Here is a 16,340-nt window from a genome sequence, read left to right on the forward strand (position 1 = left end):
TTAATATGAAGAAATTTAAAAAGACATTTATGCTTTCAATGACAGCGCTTCTGATGAGCGCATTATTAGCTGCTTGCGGTAGCCCTCAGGAGAGCCAACCAGTAGATGAGCAAAATACTTCTCAAAAACAAGAACAGGAAATGAATATCCAACAAATCCGAAATGCTACATTAACTGTAGAATACGGTGGGCAAAAGTTCTTGATTGATCCGATGTTTTCCAAAAAAGGCGAATTTGATCCTTTCCTTCCTGCCGAAAGAGATGATCGAAATCCAATCGTTGAATTACCAATGTCCGTTGATGAGATTCTTGATGGTGTAGATGCTGTCATCATTACTCATACACATGAGGATCACTTTGACCAAGCAGCAAAAGAACAGCTGCCTAAAGACATTAAGATGTTTATACAAGATGAAGAGGATGCTGAATTAGCCAAAGAATTAGGATTCACGAATATTGAAGTCATGGAAGAAGAAGTAGGTATAGACTTTAATGGAGTTGAACTTACTGAAGTTGATGGTCGTCACGGACATGGAGAAACGTCAAAGCTCATGGGAAATGTTATGGGGATTGTCTTCCAACACACGGATGAAAAAACATTGTATTTAGCTGGTGATACCGTCTGGTATGAAAAAGTACAAGAGATTATCGATACCTACAAACCAGAAGTTATTATGCTAAACGGTGGCGAAAACCAATTTGTTGAAGATGGCCCTGTTGGCCCTCTTATTATGGGGAAAGAAGATATATATGAAGTATACAAAGCTGCTCCTGAAGCCGACATCATTGTTAGCCACATGGAAGCAGTTAACCATTGGGGATTGTCCAGAGAAGAATTAAAGAACTTTATCAACGAAAAAGGAATCAAGTCTAATGTATTAGTTCCAGACGATGGAGAATCTTACTCATTTTAAGGTGGAAATTGAAAAAACGTGTGGTGAATTTTAGTTTGTATAGCAAGAGACCCTTGAAGGGTCTCTTGTATTATTCTTAATAAAACTATTTTGTAGTAAAATTGTATTGTGCAAATCCCTTTTTCATACAGATAGGTAAGAGTTTGAAGTTATCGCTCCCTGTTCACACCGACGTGCGGCTTTCACTGCATACGGCGCTCCAACTAATTCAATTCTATGTACTATTAGAATTGACTATTGTTTTCTTCCGAAATCAAAAGGAATGATAATTGATAGTTTAATTCTTTTCCTCCACTAGCAGCAGAAATTACGATTGATGATAGAAAGTTTTTATAAAAAGATAGGAGGAAAACAAATGGAGAAAGCACCAAAAGACACACGTGTCGTAGTAGGAATGTCAGGCGGAGTCGATTCTTCTGTTGCTGCGCTGCTTCTAAAAGAGCAAGGCTATGACGTAATCGGGATGTTCATGAAGAACTGGGACGATACAGACGAATTTGGTGTTTGTACGGCTACAGAAGACTACGAGGATGTTATCCGCGTCTGCAATCAACTGGATATCCCCTATTATGCCGTGAATTTTGAAAAGCAGTATTGGGACAAGGTTTTCACCTATTTCTTAGAAGAATATAAGACGGGAAGAACGCCAAATCCCGATGTGATCTGCAATAAAGAAATCAAGTTCAAGGCATTTTTAGATCATGCCATGAGCCTTGGAGCCGATTATGTCGCTACAGGACATTATGCACGTGTGGTCAGAGAAAATGGAAAAGTTCACATGTTGAGAGGGAAGGATGAAAATAAGGATCAGACTTATTTCCTTAATCAATTAACAGAAAAGCAGTTAAGTAAGGTGTTATTCCCGATAGGTGATATGGAAAAACCAAAAGTAAGGGAATTAGCTGCTAAAGCTCATTTGGTAACCGCATCCAAAAAAGATAGCACAGGCATTTGCTTTATTGGTGAACGAAATTTCAAAGAGTTCTTAAGTGGGTATTTGCCTGCCCAAAAGGGGAATATGGAAACATTCGAAGGCAAAGTTGTCGGACATCATGATGGATTAATGTACTATACAATCGGACAGAGGCATGGATTGGGTATCGGAGGAAACGGCGATCCTTGGTTTGTAATTGGAAAGGATATGGAAAGAAATGTACTGTATGTAGGACAAGGCTTCCACCATGAAATGCTATATTCTGATAGCATCATTACTGACAATGTCAGCTGGATTTCAAAGGGAGCTATACCTGATACATTTGAATGTACTGCAAAATTCCGCTATCGCCAATCGGACAATAAAGTAACGGTAGAACGGCTGGATGAATCCAAAGTTAAAGTCATTTTCCACGAACCGATTCGTGCCATAACGCCTGGACAAGCAGTTGTCTTCTATCAAGGAGAAGAATGCCTCGGTGGAGGAACCATTAACCAAGTGTATCGTGACGACAAACAATTAACGTATGTAGGATAAAATGGAGGGATCGTTGATGGCGGACATTTCCATTTTACTTGCATTCAGTGCAGGTGCATTAACTTTTATATCGCCTTGTGTATTTCCACTTTATCCTGCATTTTTATCGTATATTACGGGAATGAGTGTTGCAGAAATACAAATGGGTAAATTAAAAGGACAGCGCAAAGCAATTTTGCATACAATTTTCTTCCTAGTTGGATTTTCAATCATTTATTTAGTCTTTGGTTTTGGAACAGCAGGAAGTGCAACTCTCTTAGAGACGTGGTATTTTCAATATGGAGATGTAATTCGACAAATTGGTGCTATTTTAATGGTGCTCTTTGGATTGATTACGATTGGGTTACTCCAACCGAAATTTTTGATGAAGGAACATAAACTGCATATTCAAAATAAACCAGCTGGTTATTTAGGTTCAGTAGTAATTGGATTAGCTTTTGCAGTAGGTTGGACTCCTTGTATGGGTCCAATTTTAGCGGCTACATTAGCACTTGTAGGTGCAAATCCATCACAGGGGCTATGGTATATGGCAGCTTATGTGTTAGGTTTTAGTATTCCTTTTCTTTTAATGGCATTTTTCATTACTAAATTTACTTGGATAAAAAAATACAGTGGCCCTGTAATGAAAATCGGCGGAGGAATTATGATAGGTATGGGGATTATTCTGTTTTTTGATAAACTTACACTTATCAATTCATTATTTCAACCAATATTCGGAGATTTCCAGGGTTTTTGATTTTTGGGATATGGAAGTGTGTTAATTAAAGAGTGTTTAGTGAATGAAGTATTAATTAATTTTAAGGTTGAGTCCATATTCTATATATGTTGAAATAAAGAATTCCATTAAACCGCTGCGGCGCTAGGGGATGCGTATATTATGATCAATCCTTATTCGATTCTATAATGGCGGGTGACATCCCCAAGCCCCAGTGCTTACGTGTTTGAGCCACCGAACGCGATTTCGGCTCCCTTCATCTCCATGCTACATATTAATAAGGATATTCTTGCCGTAATGGCGAGGATGTCCTATTTTTAGTGGCTTCCGTTCGGTGGTATCAACTTTTTGTGTTCTATATAAAAAGGCCGAATTCAGGCTAACTTCCAAAGATTGTTGACAATTAACAAAAAATTATCTAATATGTAATTGATATTGATAATCGTTATCAATTAAAAGAGTGAGTACAGTTTAGAAAGGAAAGTAAAAATAGACAAGGGAAGTACTGGGGTTGAGTCGATTGTTTTGAGGGAAGGGAGTTTAGAGAATGTCAGCATTTATTGTAGACCAGGTTGCGATAGGTTACTCGAACGCTCTTATAATTGATGATTTAAGTGTGTCTATTCCTGAAAAAAAGATTACGACAATCATTGGTCCGAATGGATGTGGTAAATCTACTTTACTGAAAACCATTTCACGGATAATGAAAACGAAAAGCGGGGCTGTCTACCTTGACGGACGTGCAATCCATCAGTTAGAAACGAGAGAAGTTGCTAAGAAGATGGCGATTTTGCCTCAATCGGCGAATGCACCAGGTGGGCTTACTGTATTTGAATTGGTTTCCTACGGCCGTTTCCCTCACCAAAATGGATTCGGTTCATTAAAAAAAGAAGATTATGAGTATATTTATTGGGCAATTGAAGTAACCGGGTTAAATGAGTTTAAGGATCGACCTGTTGAAGCATTATCAGGTGGACAAAGACAACGCGTGTGGATTGCGATGGCGCTTGCGCAGGACACTGAAATTTTAATTCTCGACGAGCCAACTACATATTTAGATTTAGCACATCAACTGGATATTCTACTTCTCTTACAGCGACTTAATAAGGAGGAAGGTCGGACGATTGTCATGGTGCTTCACGATTTGAACCATGCATCCCGTTTTTCTGATTATCTGATTGCCATGAAAGATGGCACATTGATGAAAGAGGGGACACCAGAAGAAGTGATGACTTGCTCTAATTTACAGCTAGTATTTAACATAGACGCTAGGATTACAACTTGTCCATTTAGTGAAAATCCAATTTGTCTATCGTATCAATTGTGTCAGAAGGAGCGGTAGCCTTTTTTCTCAATAAGGTAAACCGTTTGGAAGTTTGTTGTGGGGAGGAAATGTATGTCTACTTCAGCGGAGGCTACTGCCGAGATAGAAAAATTAATAGAAATCAAGAAACACTCACATCCCGTTGTGGCGGTAGTTGTTTTGTGCGGAGGTATTGTTGCATTACTAATTGCGATTGGCCTTTCTATTTCATTTGGAGCTGCAGACATTAAGTTAGCGACTGTTTGGACGGCTGTGTTTCAATTTAACCCTGATCTAACACAGCATCAAATTATACGAGAAATACGTCTGCCGCGCGTTCTTGGTGCAGCAATCGTTGGATCATGTTTTGCTGTAGCTGGTGCACTAATGCAGGGGATGACTCGAAATCCACTAGCGGATTCCGGTCTTTTGGGCCTGAATGCCGGTGCTGCATTTATACTCGCACTCTGTTTTGCTTTTGCACCCGGCCTTTCATATCTGTACTTAATCATGTTTTCCTTTTTAGGTGCTGGTGTAGGAGTTGGAATCGTGTATGGAGTCGGTTCGATGTCACGAGGCGGGTTGACTCCGATGCGACTTGTCCTTGCTGGAGCGGCAGTAAGTGCATTGTTTGGAGCACTTAGCGAAGGCGTTGCACTTTATTTTCGTATTGGGCAAGATTTAGCCTTTTGGTATGCTGGCGGTGTATCGGGTACGAAATGGGTTCATCTTCAAATCATGTCCCCATGGATTATCGTTGCGATGATCGGTGCACTGATTCTTTCACGTTCAATCACACTCTTAAGTCTTGGAGAAGAAGTGGCGATTGGGCTAGGTCAACGAACAAAGACCATTAAACTTGCTGGGATGATTATCGTACTTATCCTAGCTGGAATTGCTGTTTCTGTAGTAGGAGCCGTTGGTTTTGTTGGTTTAATCGTTCCTCATCTTACTCGTTTTCTAGTTGGTCATGATTATCGTTGGATTATTCCTTGTTCCATTGTGCTTGGTGGTCTTTTAGTTGTTTTAGCGGATCTCGGAGCACGAATGATTAATCCTCCATATGAAACCCCAATTGGCGCATTGATTGCTTTAATTGGAGTACCATTCTTCCTGTATCTTGCAAGAAAAGGAGGAAAAGAACTATGAAAGAAAAGATTAATAAGGCGAGTAATCAACAAAGGGCCAATACTAAAAATCTGACAATCATCGGTGTTCTTGGATTGCTCATTGTTGTTGCGTTCATGATTAGCATGAATACGGGATTTATAAGATTGACACCGCTTGAAGTGATTCGCACGCTGTTTGGATTCGGAACGGATAAACAACACCTAATTCTATTTGAGTTTCGATTACCCCGTATAGTTATTGCGGTATTGGTAGGGATGGGGCTGGCGGTATCGGGCTGTGTGTTACAAGGGATATCGCGCAATGCTTTGGCCGATCCAGGCATCTTAGGAATCAACGCAGGTGCAGGCCTAGCTGTCATGTTATTTATATCTTTTTATCCAACAACTACTGTAACACCTGTCTTTATACTACCTGTTTTAGCATTTTTAGGTGCAGGCATAACAGCAGTGATTATTTATTCGTTAGCCTATAAACGACATGAGGGAATTTCACCTATGGGGTTACTGCTCACGGGTGTGGCAGTTGCAGCCGGTATTAGTTCGGTAATGATTGTTTTAACATTACGTTTAGATCCAGAGAATTATCAATTTGTTGCAACTTGGTTGGCGGGCAGTATTTGGGGGTCGAATTGGAAGTTTGTATTAGCTTTGTTGCCATGGATCCTCGTTTTAATTCCATTTGTATTTATGAAAGCACGTGTATTGAACGTGCTGAATTTAGGGGACTTAACAGCTACTGGCTTAGGTGCATCGATTGAGAAGGAGCGGCGTATATTACTTGCTGCAGCAGTCGGCTTAGCGGGAGCTAGCGTGTCAGTTAGTGGTGGTATCGGTTTTGTAGGGCTGATTGGTCCTCACTTGGCCCGTCAACTAGTTGGATCTAGACATCAATATTTAATCCCAGCTGCAGCATTGACTGGGGGCCTGTTAGTCCTTGTTGCGGATACGCTTGGTCGCTTTATACTGCAGCCATCAGAAATTCCAGCTGGGATAGTCGTCGCTGTGATTGGGGCGCCGTACTTCCTTTACCTCCTATCGCGCTTGAAAGATTGATATAACTGAGCCATCATCTGTAAAAAAAATTATGAAGTTCTTGTTCCCTCTTTGACAAAAAACGAATAATAGGAGAATGAATCGATGTTAACTAATAAAAAAAGAACTGTAATCATGTCTAGTTTTTTAGTACTATCACTGTCTTTGGCAGGGTGTGGCAATACTAGTGAAAATGGTGTAAAAACCAAAGATAACGAAACAGAACAGATAACTGAAGAACTTTCAACGGAACGTATACTAACAGATGCAATGGGGCATGAAGTGACGATTCCTGCGAAACCTGAGCGTATTATTGCATCCTATTTAGAAGATAATTTAGTAGCACTCGGAATAACGCCTCTTGCGCAGTGGACAGTGAATGACGGCGCATCGATTCAAAATTATTTGCAAGATTATTTAAAAGACGTACCGACGATCCCGCATGACCTTCCATTTGAAGTCGTGACCAGCTTTTCACCGGATTTACTCGTTATGAGTTCTGCGGAAGCTGTGGAAGGGGGGAAATACGAGCAGTATTCAAAAATTGCGCCTACATATGTGCTTGAAGTAGAGAATAACAGTGATTGGCGCGATAAACTATTAAAAGTAGGCGAGATTTTCGAGAAGACGGATGAGGCAAAACAGGTATTAGAAGAATATGAAAAAAAAGCAACAGATTCAAAAGAAATCATACAGGACTCAATTGGTGAGGAATCAGCTGCTGCCATTTGGCTCGTTAATAATACATTCTTTATAGTTAGCGATAATGTATCCAGTGGAGCTGTTTTATACGGTGATCTTGGACTTTCAACTCCAAATGTAGTCAAAGAAATTTCAAGCAGCGCTACAGGAAATTGGTCGGAGATTTCCTTGGAACGATTAGCTGAATTAGATGCAGATCATATCTTCTTGATCAATAGTGATAAAGGAAATGGCGCAGAAATGTTACAGGATCCTGTATGGAAAAACATTCCCGCGGTGAAAAATGACCATATTTATGAATATGACGCTGAGACTAGCTGGTTATACTCAGGACCAATCGCTAACACTCAAATTATTGATGGCGTTGTGGAATCGCTTACTAAATAAAATTCGTTTAGAGGAGAATATGATCATCTAGTTGAATAATTTTTTTAATTTATCATTGAGAATGAAAATCGTTATCAATAAAGGGGGATGTGAGAAATGCTTCAGCAATTAAATGAGATCATGAGAATCACATTATCACTGTGCCTCATTTTGATACTGGGTGCATGCTCCTCTGGAAGTGCCGAACAAGATAAATCGACAGAGAAGAAAATAAAAGAAACAGATGCAGAGCAACAAATCGTGGACAACCGGACGTTTGACACAGTTAAAGGACCGATTGAAATCCCTGAAAAACCATTGCGAATTGTGACTGACTTTTATGGCGGAGAATTGCTTTCTGTCGGAGGGAATGTAGTAGGTGTAGAGCCAACCGCATTCGACAATCCATTCATCAAGGATTTACTAAAGGATGCTGTCGAGATTGGTCAGCCGGTAAATGTTGAAAAAGTGTTGGAGCTGGAACCGGATTTAATTGTTGTTATGTATGATGAAAATTACGAACAACTTTCTGAAATTGCACCAACAATTCATATTCCATATGGAACGGCAACTAATATTCAAGAAACGATCAAATTATTTGGAGATATTACGGGTAATCATGAGGAAGCAGAGAACTTCATCACAAAATTTGATCAGAAAGCAAAAGAGGGAAGAGAAAAACTTTCCACAATCATTGACGCGGATGCAACATTCGGTATTTATGAATTAACGGATAAAGGTGAATTATGGATCTTTGGAGACAATGCAGGACGCGGGGGACAAGCCTTATATAATGCGTTAGAACTTAACATGCCACATAAAAATAAAAATGAAGAACAAACACTTCAGCTGTCAATGGAAGTATTACCCGAGTACGCTGCAGACTATATGTTTTTGACGACTTATGATCCTGAGAAAAAAGGAGAGGCTTTAAATAACTTGAAGGACTCTTCGATTTGGCAAGGATTGGACGCAATGAAGAATAATCAGGTGTTTTACAATGATTTTGATACGTATTACAGGTATGATCCGATTGCAATTTATGAGCAAATTGACTTGTTTGTAGACATGCTTGTTGAACAAAGTAATAATGACTAACTATAAAAGGGGCTTTTATGATGAATTCAGAACAGCTGTATGATGTAACAATTATTGGCGGTGGCCCAGCAGGACTTTTTTCTGCTTTTTACAGTGGTTTAAGGGAAATGAAAACAAAAATCATCGAATTCCAACCATACTTAGGTGGAAAAGTGCAGGTCTATCCGGAGAAAATGATTTGGGATATAGGGGGGCTTACACCTGTTTCAGGTGAACGTCTAATTGAACAAGTCGTTCAGCAAGGACTGACTTTTGAGCCGGAGCTAGTATTAGGTGAAAAAGTGACGTCGATTAACAAAGATGACAAAGGCAACTTTGTTATTCAGACATCTACGAACCAAAAGCATTTATCTAAAACAGTCATTTTAGCTGTTGGTGGGGGAATCTTGAAACCAACAAAATTGGAAATTGAAGGTGCTGAACGTTTTGAGGTTTCAAATTTGCACTATACGGTAAAATCTCTTGCACGTTTTAAAGGGAAAACCGTATTGATATCGGGAGGCGGCAATGCGGCTGTTGACTGGGCAAATGAATTGGAACCGATTGCGAAAAAAGTCTATTTAACTTACCGTAAAGACATGTTGAAAGGGCATGAGGCAGAAGTATCGCGGCTATTTAATAGTTCTGTCGAGTGCTTATTGAATACTTCGATCCAAAAACTCATAGCAGCAAGTGATCACGAAACCATTGAGAAGGTGGAGTTAGTTAGTGGGGAAGATGGCAATAAGATTCAGTTGTCTGTTGATGAAGTGATTATTAATCATGGCTATGATCGTGATAAAGAGTTGACCTCATCGAGTGGATTGACTATTGAAATGGCAGATGAATACAGTATTGCAGGTAATCCTATGAGCGAAACATCAGTCTCAGGACTGTATGCAGCGGGAGATATATTGAATCACGAAGGAAAGCTTCATCTAATTGCAGGGGCGTTTCAAGACGCGGCAAATGCAGTGAATAAAGCGAAGCAATATATTATGCCAGATGCTTACAGACAAGGAATGGTCTCTTCGCATAATGACATCTTTAAAGCTAAAAACCGTGAATTGGTGAAACATTTGTATACGGTGAAAAACTGACTAATCGTGCATCCACTAATTGACGTTATTTTATCGTTCCCTATATAGCAATACTAAAGATCAGCCATCTATGTGAGTGGCTGTTTTTTTGGTATTAACTATTTTCATAGATTACTCCTAAAGTTTAGCTAGTTCAATGCAAGGAAGATTAACAATATAGATACACTAGTTTAATACTACGTTAACAAACTGGAGATAGAGTTAAGCTGTAAGTTACTTCGAAGGAGGAGTTTAATTGAAGAAAACGTTGAAGAAAAAGATGATGATCATTGCGATTGCTGGGAGTTTTACTGTAGGAAGTTTTGCGGGGATCACATCACTGCAACCCGCTGAAGCAAAAAATCCCGAATCGAATGAAAAAGTAGAGAACATCATTTTTATGATTCCAGATGGATACTCCAGTTCGTATGCGACAAATTATCGATTGTATAAAGGGGAAGAATCGGTAATGGATCCACATCTCGTTGGTATGCACAGGACATATTCTGCAAACTCGGCAGTGACGGATTCTGCCGCAGCTGGAACCGCAATGGCAACCGGAGCGAAAACGAACAATGGGGTAATTAGCATGGATCCGGCTGGCAATAAACTCGAAACGATTTTACAAGCTGCTGAAAAGAGCGGGAAATCTTCGGGATTGGTCGCAACTTCAACGATTACCCATGCCACACCTGCAGTGTTCGGTTCGCATGTTGAAACGCGCGCCAATGAAAAAGACATTGCACCACAACTCCTTCAAAGTGATGTTGATGTTCTTCTTGGCGGGGGTAAAAAGTATTTTAGTGATGATTTATTAAATAAAGCAAAACAGGATGGTTATGAAATTGTATCCGAGAAGCAATCCTTAATGAATGTAAAGAAAACAGATAAATTAATCGGTCTTTTTGCGGAGGATAGTTTATCCCCCGAATTGGACCGTGAGAACACTGATGAGCCTAGCTTACAAGAAATGACATCAGCAGCTATCGACGTTTTAAGTAATGATAAAGATGGGTTCTTTTTAATGGTTGAAGGTAGTCAAATCGATTGGGCTGGTCATGATAATGATGCAGCATGGGCGATGAAAGACGCTGAAGCTTTTGAAAATGCAGTAGAAGCTGCACTGGATTTTGCGAAAAAAGATAAGAAAACGTTAGTCGTCATCGCAGGAGACCATGACACTGGTGGTATGTCTGTCGGCGGTAACGGTGGATCAGATGTGAATTTGGAAATCCTTAAAGATGTGACAGCAACAGGCGATTTCATGGCATCACAATTAAACGAAGAAAAAAGTAATATTCAAGAAATCGTATTGGAATATACGGGCATGACATTATCAGAAACTGAAATTAACCAAATCAAACAAGCAAGCAATCCAGCATTCCAGATTAACTCAATCATTTCCAAGCACGCATCTGTTGGTTGGACGCACACTGGACATACTGGAACAGATATTCCTGTTTACGCTTACGGCACACAAGCCCATAAATTTGCAGGACTAATCGAAAATACAGATTTCCCAAAACTGATGGCTGAAGCAATGAAAATACCATTTAAATAAGCTCTGATATAACCGCTTATATAATGAGACACAGGACCGTTCCTCTATACAAAGAGGTGCGGTCATTTTTTATTTCGGGGTCAGCAAGTATATATTAGTACAAACATGAATACTAATCCGAAAACTAATTTCAGTCGCATAGGTGAAATCTGATTCGGGCTCATAAAATAGTAACAAGACTATCGATTGAAAATCTGTTTTTAAAAAGTTGACTAAAGAGTCTAATAACTGTCATCTTTCTAAGCTGTGAGTTGATATAATAGGAGGTATAATCCTACATAAGGACTTCGAGGAAAGGGTGGGTATCAGATGAAGAACAGATGGATCCTGCATAGCGGACTTTTTGATCGAGAATAAACAAAAAACGCCGGAAACCCATTCGACTAGATGTCGATAGGTTTTCGGTGTTTTTTTAGTTGAAGTAGTGGGGCGGTGGGCGAGGAAGTTGACTTGATGCCAGTCACCGCATAGCCAAAATGTGCCACTCCTCGTAATGGGAGAAGTGATTTTTTAATTACCGTCTACCATAATTTCTAGACAGTTATCAAAAATTGGAGTAGACAAATTAACCGTATTACAGCTTTTTTACAGCAGTATCGACTGTCGAAAGTGACCGATGTATTAACTTATTCTAGGAAAGTATCCTGTTGATGATTCACTCAGTTCGAGTAGCTAGACTATACATAGCGGTGAAAAGTCGTGTACAGAAGTAGTTGTAATATATACCGTGACCTTAACGTTCAACTGAAGTGATTCAAGAATCCTTGGTTTAATTTGTCTATCATGCATCGTTCACGATTACTATAACTTATGAAAGCATGCGACCTTGACATAGAGAGTCATAGTATTATTAATAGAGTGAAAAATTATCTCTAGTAGTAGAAAGTATGATAATCTATAAATATTGAATTGAATTTTCAGTGGATAGGGGAGTTAATGATGGATAAAAATTTAGGACCAAGTGTTAAAGACTTAAGATTAATGAAAAGAATGACATTAAATGAGGTTTCTAAAAAAAGTGGGCTATCAATTAGCTTTTTATCTCAGGTGGAAAGGTCTAAAAGTTCCGTTACTTTAACATCATTAAAGAAGATTTCAGAAGCACTTGAAGTAAATGTTAGCCACTTTTTTAATTTACATGACGCAGATAGTGCCAATATCACTAGAAGAGTAGAGCGTGAAGAACAAAACTATAAAGATGTGAACTTTAGTTATTCCAATTTATCGGGTAGCTTCCCAAATCCCATATTTGAGCCAATTATAGCTACACTGTTACCAGGCGAACAGCAAAAAAAACCCTATTCTCATAAGGGACAAGAATTTTTGTATGTATTAGAAGGAGTATTAACTGTTATTTTAGATAATGAAGAACATCTTTTAAATCTGGGGGATAGTCTGCATATTGAGTCTACAACGCCTCACACTTGGTTTAATGACTCCGAAAATCCAGTAAAACTGTTAATTGTGATAGCTCCTACGAACAGGATAAGGTGAACGGTTTATATCGAAAAAAAGTATTCAAAAAATACAAAATAATTGTAAAAACTAATTGACAATGGCTTAATTGTGATTATAATTAACACAAGAATGAATTTATTGAGATTCATCCAAATGTGGTATTTTTTTTGGATACTAATTGAAGTGGAGGTGTAAAAATTTAAGTGATACTAAATTAAGTGTTTTAAAATTCCGCGCTAAATTAATTGAGTATACTGTCAACGATTAGGCCGAAAACTGATTTTAATGTAATTTAGTCTATAGAAAGAGAAATACTATAAATAAGAGAAGTAGAGTATTTTGTTCGTTAAATATGTAATTCCACCCTGAAAAGTAGAGGGCATTTAGGAGGGGACACTTTGATCTTTGTGAAAGTTGTAGATAAAATAAATTCGATTGCGGAGAAAGTATTGGCTTTCATTTTAATGGTCATGGCTGTTGTAGTAATGATGCAGGTATTAGTAAGGTTTATTTTTGAGCAATTCTCAATTCCTTGGTCAGAAGAAATAGCTAAGTATTTAATGATTTGGTTGACGTTTATAGGTAGTGCAATTGCGACTAGAAGAGCCAAACTTATAGCAATTGATTCAATAGTATTTGCTTTAAAAGAGAAATGGGGAAAAGTATTAAAGTTTTTCGCCCATATCGTAAGTTTAGTATTTTATATTATTTTGTTTGTTGTTGGAATTGAGTGGTTCCAATTCGGTTTTACTGAGACTGCACCTGTGATGAAAATCAGTAAAGTTTATGTATACGCTTCCATGATGGTAGGGGCTGCTTTGATGATAATAAACACTTTGGCGTACTTAATAGAAATAATTCACAATAAACAAGATATTAGGGGTGTGACAATTGATGAAGAAGTTGACCTTATTTAGAGGTAAGGGGATGAGCCAATGATCCAAATACTATTTATTACAATGCTATTTTTGTTCTTGTGTTCAGTGCCGATCGCAGTATCATTAGGATTTTCTTCTGTTATTACTTTAAAACTCAATGACCTTTCATTGAGTGTATTAGCGCAAAATATATTTGAGAGCCTAGATTCATTTACTCTAATGGCAATTCCGTTTTTTATATTAGCGGGTAATTTAATGCAAACAGGAGGTATCGCAACGAGACTGATAGGTTTAGCCAATGCATTAGTTGGATGGTTTCGTGGTGGACTTGGTTCGGTTGCTGTACTGACATCCATGTTTTTTGCAACGCTTTCAGGCTCATCTTCCGCTACTACGGCTGCAATTGGTACAACTTTAATACCTGAAATGACTAAAAAGAAATATCCGAAACCCTTTGCTACAGCAGTAGCAGCGTCATCTGGAGAGTTGGGGGCAATAATACCTCCATCGATACCAATGATTGTTTATGGATTAGTTGCAAATGTATCTGTAGGAAGTCTATTTATAGCTGGAATTCTTCCAGGTATCTTTATTGGAATCTCGTTAATGGTTACTGTTGTCATTATCGCAAGAGTAAAAGGTTACGATGAAGTAGAAGTGATAACAGTAGGGGAATGGGCGAGAAATCTATGGGTTGCATTCCGTAAGTCTCTGTTTGCAATGCTCATGCCCATCATAATACTCGGTGGTATCTATTTTGGTTTGTTCACGCCGACTGAAGCGGCTGTGGTCGCAGTGTTCTATAGCTTATTTATTGGTATGTTCATCTATAAAGAACTGAAATGGAAGGATCTCATGCCAATCTTTACAAAGTCCGCTATTTCTACATCAATCATTTTAGTTATTGTGGCTTTTGCTTCGGTTTTTTCGTATATCCTAACGATTGAACAAGTTCCACATAAGTTAAGTGACTTAGTTATAAGTTTATCGGATAGTCCCTTAGTCTTCTTGTTGCTAACAAATATCTTCTTGTTGATTACAGGAATGTTTATTGAAACATTAGCAGCAATCATAGTTTTAGGACCTATTTTAGCGCCTGTTGCCGTGATATATGGCATTGATCCAATACATTTTGGAATGATTATGATAGTAAACTTAGCTATAGGGATGGTTACACCACCTTTAGGTGTTAACTTGTTTGTCGCTTGTGAAATTGCAAATATCCGTATAGACCAATTAATTAGGCCATTACTAATATTCTTAGCAGTTCTAGTTTTCGATTTGATAATAATCAGTTACTGGGCACCTTTGTCAACATGGTTACCTTCAATAATAAACTAATAAAAATAATAGGAGTGAGAAGAATGAGGAAAGCATTATATTTCATAGTTTCGATGTCAATTTTGATGATGATTGTTGCGGGTTGTTCCGATGATTCTACTAACGCTAGTGCGAACGGTGAAGAGGAAAACGTAGAATTAAAAATAGGGCATATCTTAACACCTGATAGTCATTATCAAGTGATGATTGACGAGATGACAAAAATTGCGGATGAGAAATCTGGAGGGTCTATCAAGATTACATCATTTCCGCAATCTCAATTAGGGGATGAAATAAAAATGATTCAAGCTGCTCGCTCCGGAACAATCTCTATGTTTGTTACGGGACAAGCTGCATTAGAAAACACAGTTAAAGAATATGAGATTTTTGACATTCCATACTTGTTCGATAATCTCGAACAAGCTAATGAAGTATTAGCAGGTGATGTTGGAAAGAAATACTTGGATATGCTTGAAGAACACCAACTAATTGGTTTAGGCTGGTTGACAGCTATGGAAAGAAATGTGTTTTCTGACAAAGAAATTAAAGATGTTTCAGACATGAAAGGTTTGAAGTTACGTGTTATGCAGGCGCCAGGGTACGTTGAAACATATAAAGCCTTTGGTGCACAACCCACACCTATGGCCTATTCAGAAGTTTACATGTCATTACAGCAAGGTGTTGTAAATGGTGGTGATATTTCACCTGACCAATTCATGAATGATCGATTCAGCGAAGTAGCTAAGTATTACAATTTAACAAAATCACACTACCTCCCTGCGCTATTAGTTATGTCCCAAAAGCAGTGGAATGATCTTTCGGATAACCAGAGAAAGATATTGCAAGAAGCTGCTGATGCAGGTCTAAAGAAAGGTATCGAGTTTTATGCACAGGCTTATGATGAGTCACTTAAAAACGCAGAAAAAGACGGCGTGAAAATTGTTGAAACTGATTTATCAGGATTCAAAGAAAAAGCGGAAAAAACCCATGATTCACTTATTAAGAGCATCCCCGATGGGCAATCGCTTTATGATGAAATACTAGAGGCAAAATCAAAGTAAAGCTGCAAAAGGCTAGATGATATATAGGAAAGCTTAAGATTATAGAATTGAGTAAGAAAAATAAAAGATAAGCATTTAAAACTATGAGGAGGAATTTATTATGGTAAAACTTGAAGGGGTATTCCCAGTACTAGTAACACCAATGATCAACGAAAAGGAAATCGATTGGGACGGATTCAGAAACAACATTGAGCATTTCATCAATGCAGGTGTGGCAGGTCTTGCGATAAATGGCAGTACAGGTGAGTTCGTCAGCTTGACAAGGGAAGAGCG

Annotated in this window: 15 protein-coding genes; all 15 read left to right on the top strand. The window is 38.5% G+C overall.

Annotation, left to right across the window (positions count from 1 at the left end; all coding sequences use genetic code 11):
• The first annotated feature begins 140 nt into the window (after positions 1-140).
• A complete protein-coding gene (locus AC1TO6_RS17740) occupies positions 141-914 on the top strand; it encodes an MBL fold metallo-hydrolase (RefSeq protein WP_482102967.1) in 774 nt (257 codons plus the stop codon).
• 355 nt (positions 915-1,269) lie between these two features.
• A complete protein-coding gene (gene mnmA, locus AC1TO6_RS17745) occupies positions 1,270-2,385 on the top strand; it encodes a tRNA 2-thiouridine(34) synthase MnmA (protein ID WP_482102952.1) in 1,116 nt (371 codons plus the stop codon).
• Positions 2,386-2,398: 13 nt separating this feature from the next.
• Complete coding sequence (locus AC1TO6_RS17750; RefSeq protein WP_482102953.1) at positions 2,399-3,121, top strand: cytochrome c biogenesis CcdA family protein; 723 nt, start codon at positions 2,399-2,401, stop codon at positions 3,119-3,121.
• Between the two features lie 526 nt (positions 3,122-3,647).
• The gene (locus AC1TO6_RS17755; protein WP_482102954.1) at positions 3,648-4,442 is read left to right on the top strand and encodes an ABC transporter ATP-binding protein; all 795 of its coding nucleotides are present in this window, start codon (positions 3,648-3,650) and stop codon (positions 4,440-4,442) included.
• A 54-nt stretch (positions 4,443-4,496) separates the two neighbouring features.
• Complete coding sequence (locus AC1TO6_RS17760) at positions 4,497-5,552, top strand: FecCD family ABC transporter permease (protein WP_482102955.1); 1,056 nt, start codon at positions 4,497-4,499, stop codon at positions 5,550-5,552.
• Positions 5,549-6,586 carry a FecCD family ABC transporter permease gene (locus AC1TO6_RS17765; protein WP_482102956.1) on the top strand — a complete coding sequence of 346 codons (1,038 nt, stop codon included), beginning with the start codon at positions 5,549-5,551 and terminating at the stop codon, positions 6,584-6,586. Before AC1TO6_RS17760 ends, AC1TO6_RS17765 begins: the two co-directional genes overlap by 4 nt.
• Positions 6,587-6,670: 84 nt before the next feature.
• Positions 6,671-7,654: an iron-hydroxamate ABC transporter substrate-binding protein gene (locus tag AC1TO6_RS17770; protein WP_482102957.1), complete on the top strand. Its 984-nt coding sequence runs from the start codon at positions 6,671-6,673 to the stop codon at positions 7,652-7,654.
• 96 nt (positions 7,655-7,750) lie between these two features.
• Positions 7,751-8,731, top strand: a complete 981-nt coding sequence (locus tag AC1TO6_RS17775) for an ABC transporter substrate-binding protein (RefSeq protein WP_482102958.1) — start codon at positions 7,751-7,753, stop codon at positions 8,729-8,731.
• A 20-nt stretch (positions 8,732-8,751) separates the two neighbouring features.
• Positions 8,752-9,810: an NAD(P)/FAD-dependent oxidoreductase gene (locus AC1TO6_RS17780; protein ID WP_482102959.1), complete on the top strand. Its 1,059-nt coding sequence runs from the start codon at positions 8,752-8,754 to the stop codon at positions 9,808-9,810.
• Positions 9,811-10,045: 235 nt separating this feature from the next.
• Entirely contained in the window at positions 10,046-11,350 is a 1,305-nt protein-coding gene (locus tag AC1TO6_RS17785) for an alkaline phosphatase (protein WP_482102960.1), read from the top strand.
• Between the two features lie 939 nt (positions 11,351-12,289).
• Positions 12,290-12,844 carry a helix-turn-helix domain-containing protein gene (locus AC1TO6_RS17790; protein WP_482102961.1) on the top strand — a complete coding sequence of 185 codons (555 nt, stop codon included), beginning with the start codon at positions 12,290-12,292 and terminating at the stop codon, positions 12,842-12,844.
• Positions 12,845-13,215: 371 nt separating this feature from the next.
• Positions 13,216-13,725 (top strand): TRAP transporter small permease, encoded by a 510-nt coding sequence (locus AC1TO6_RS17795; protein WP_482102968.1) that lies wholly within the window; start codon positions 13,216-13,218, stop codon positions 13,723-13,725.
• A gap of 18 nt (positions 13,726-13,743) precedes the next feature.
• Entirely contained in the window at positions 13,744-15,027 is a 1,284-nt protein-coding gene (locus AC1TO6_RS17800) for a TRAP transporter large permease (RefSeq protein WP_482102962.1), read from the top strand.
• Between the two features lie 23 nt (positions 15,028-15,050).
• The gene (locus tag AC1TO6_RS17805) at positions 15,051-16,067 is read left to right on the top strand and encodes a TRAP transporter substrate-binding protein (protein WP_482102963.1); all 1,017 of its coding nucleotides are present in this window, start codon (positions 15,051-15,053) and stop codon (positions 16,065-16,067) included.
• A 100-nt stretch (positions 16,068-16,167) separates the two neighbouring features.
• Positions 16,168-16,340: dihydrodipicolinate synthase family protein (locus AC1TO6_RS17810; protein ID WP_482102969.1), on the top strand; the 173-nt coding region annotated here is incomplete at its 3' end.

Source organism: Sporosarcina sp. Y352, assembly GCF_056786535.1.